Below are 3,295 nucleotides of genomic sequence, written 5' to 3' on the forward strand. Positions count from 1 at the left end.
CGACATCAGCGCCGCCCTGGAGCGGCGGCTGAACGGCCTCCAGGGCCAGGTCAACGGCATCCAGAGCAGCATGGAGCACCAAATTGCCTCCATCACCGGCCGCATCAGCGCGGCCCTGGAGGAGAGCCACCAGCTCCTCTCCGAGGCCGGGGCGGCGGTGACGGGATTTGATTTGGAGCGCTCCACCGTGACGCTGGCGGTCAGCGCCCGGCCCCGGGAGCGGACCGCCGACACCACCGCCCGCTTCACCGCCCGCCTCTCCGACGGCACCGCCCTGACGGCAGAGGGAGTCTTGGAGGGGGATCGGTACGTGGCCGCCGGCTGGACAGTGCCCATGGATGGGGACATCGCCCTCTCCGTGGCGCTGACCCAGGGGGACACGGTCCGCACGGAGGGGGTGGACACCCTGTACGACTGCGCCCCGGAACGCTTCCGGCTGACGGCGGACGCCTGGTGGATGGCCTCCTGGACCAGCACAAAGCCGGAGGTGTACCTGGGGGAGCTGAACCTTCAGATCGAAAACAACAGCCCCTACGGGCTGGACCTCTCCCCCGCGGCGGCGGACCTCTGCTTTTATCGAAACGGGGAGACGGCGCCGGAGCGGACCGTCCCGGTGACGGAGGTGCCCAAACTGTGGCGGGAGACGGGCCGGGTGGGAATGGAGGACTGGACGGGGTACGAGACCGCCCTCTCCGTCCCCTCCGGCGACGAGGTGGCAGTGGCGCTGCGGCTGCGGGACAACTTTGGAAACGTGACCTACCGGCTGATCGACGTCTACGCCGCCTCCGACGGCGGGTGGATCGAGAGCCTGCCGGTGACGGAGACGGAGGGGTGGACGCCGGGCGTGCGGTTCACCTGACGGCAAAGGCGGCGGGGAGAACTCCCCGCCGCCTTTGCCCGGCCCAGTGGGCATCGGCAGCGTCCGGCAAATGCCGTCCCCGCCCCGGCGTTTGCCGGATTTCCCTTTGCAAGCGGGGAAAAATTGCGTATAATGGAACCATTCTCACAGAAAAGGGGGCGTCCTGCGTGGCGGACCTGACCACCGATGTACGGTATATCAAGGGGATTGGGGAGCAGCGGGCCAAGGCCTTGGAAAAGCTGGGCATTGCCACGCTGCGGGACCTCATCAGCTGGTTTCCCCGGAAGTACGAGGACCGCACCCAGATGAAGACCATCGCGGAGCTGGTGCCCGGGGAGGCGGCGTGTGTGGCGGCCATGGTGGCCGCGCCCCCTACCGTCAGTCATATCCGCAAGGGGATGGACCTGGTGAAGGTCCGGGCGGTGGACGACAGCGGCGTGCTGGACGTGACCTTTTTCAACCAGACCTGGCTGCAAAACCAGCTTTTGCAGGGGGAGACCTACGTCTTTTACGGCAAGGCCGAGGGAAACCTCCTCCGCCGCCGGATGGCGGGCCCCCTTGTGGAGGCGGTGGGGCGGCGGGAGACCACCGGGCGCATCGTGCCCATCTACCCCCTCACCGCCGGGGTCAGCCAGTTAGTGCTGTCCCGGTCCATCCGCCAGGGGCTGGACGCCTGCGCCGACATTCTGCCGGACGTGCTGCCGGACCGGGTGCGGCGGGAGCACCACCTCTGCCGCATCAACTACGCCTATGAGAACATCCACTTCCCGGAGAGCGCCCAGGCCCTGGACCTGAGCCGGCGGCGGCTGGCCTTTGAGGAGCTGTTCCTCTTCACCCTGGGCCTGCGGCGCCTGCGCCGGCGGCGGGAGGTGGTCCAGGTGACCCCCTGCCGCCCGGTGGACATGGAGGCCTTTTACGGCGCCCTGCCCTTCACGCTGACGCAGGCCCAGCGCCGGTGCATCGGCGAGGCTCTGGCGGACATGGGCGCCGGGGTTCCCATGAACCGGCTGTGCCAGGGGGACGTGGGCTCCGGCAAGACCATGGTGGCCGCCGCCTGCGCCTATTTCTGCGTGAAAAACGGGCGGCAGGCGGCCCTGATGGCCCCCACGGAGATTCTGGCCCGGCAGCACTACGAGGGCCTGGCGCCGCTGCTGGAGCCTCTGGGCGTCCGCTGCGCCCTGCTGACCGGCTCCACCCCCGCCAAGGAGAAGCGTGCCGCGGCCGCTGCCCTGGCCGCCGGGGACATCCACTTTGTCATCGGCACCCACGCCCTCATCACCGGCGACCTCGCCTACGCGGACCTGGGATTGGTGGTGACCGACGAGCAGCACCGCTTCGGCGTGGGACAGCGGGCCGCCCTGGCGGCCAAGGGGAGGCATCCCCACACCCTGGTCATGTCCGCCACCCCCATCCCCCGGACCCTGGCCCTGATTTTGTACGGGGACCTGGATGTGTCCGTCATCGACCAGCTTCCCCCGGGGCGGCGGCCCATCGCCACCTATGCCGTCCCCGGCAGCTACCACCCCCGGGTGTACCGCTTCATCCGCAAGCTGGCGGCGGAGGGGCGGCAGGCCTACGTGGTGTGCCCCATGGTGGAGGAGAACGACCAGCTGCCCGATGAGCGGAAGGCGGCCACGGCCTATGCCCGGATGCTCCAGACGGAGGTGTTCCCGGACCTGCGGGTGGCCTGCGTCCACGGCAAGATGAAGCCCCGGGAGAAGGACCGGGTGATGGCGGCCTTCGCCGCCCACGAGGCGGACATCCTGGTGTCCACCACGGTGATCGAGGTGGGGGTGGATGTGCCCAACGCCGCGGTGATGGTGGTGGAGAACGCGGAGCGGTTCGGCCTGAGCCAGCTCCACCAGCTGCGGGGCCGGGTGGGCCGGGGGCAGCACCAGTCCTACTGCATCCTCATCTCCGATAACCGCAGCGAGGAGACCCGGCAGCGGCTGGGGGTGATGACCCGGACCGCCGACGGCTTCCAAATCGCGGAGGAGGACCTGCGGCTCCGCGGCCCCGGGGACTTTTTCGGGGAGCGGCAGCACGGGCTTCCGGGGCTGAAAATCGCGGATATCGGCTGCGATACCAACCTTTTGATGGAGGCCCAGGCGGCGGCGGAGGCGCTGCTGGCGGAGGACCCGGAGCTTCGGGACTATCCCGCCACGGCGGAGCGGGTGACGGAGCTGTTTACCCAGCGGGGGGAGAGCATGAACTGAGAGAGACCCCGGCCCTTATCACAGGGCCGGGGTCTTTTTGGTCTCTGGAAAAGGCGAGAAAAAAACCGCCCATTGGGCGGGACGGGGGTGTGCGGCTTTGCGGCACGGAATGCACCCCCCATGGCGTCGTCGCAAAGGCCGCTTGCCTCCGTTTCCGCCTGCGGTGAAAACTGCGCCCGCTCCCTTGCTCCTCCGCTCCCCACAGAGACCGCTTCGCTGG

At 69.0% G+C, this 3,295-nt stretch carries 2 protein-coding genes; both read left to right on the forward strand.

Going from position 1 to position 3,295, the window contains the following annotated elements:
- On the forward strand, window positions 1-859 hold an 859-nt coding region (locus tag QZS21_RS11550), incomplete at its 5' end, for a hypothetical protein (RefSeq protein ID WP_295583550.1).
- A 167-nt stretch (window positions 860-1,026) separates the two neighbouring features.
- Window positions 1,027-3,075 (forward strand): ATP-dependent DNA helicase RecG, encoded by a 2,049-nt coding sequence (gene recG, locus QZS21_RS11555; RefSeq protein WP_295583552.1) that lies wholly within the window; start codon window positions 1,027-1,029, stop codon window positions 3,073-3,075.
- The last annotated feature ends 220 nt before the right edge of the window (window positions 3,076-3,295 follow it).

Origin of the sequence: uncultured Oscillibacter sp., assembly GCF_900544955.1 — a bacterium.
In the GTDB taxonomy this organism is placed as follows: domain Bacteria; phylum Bacillota; class Clostridia; order Oscillospirales; family Oscillospiraceae; genus Oscillibacter.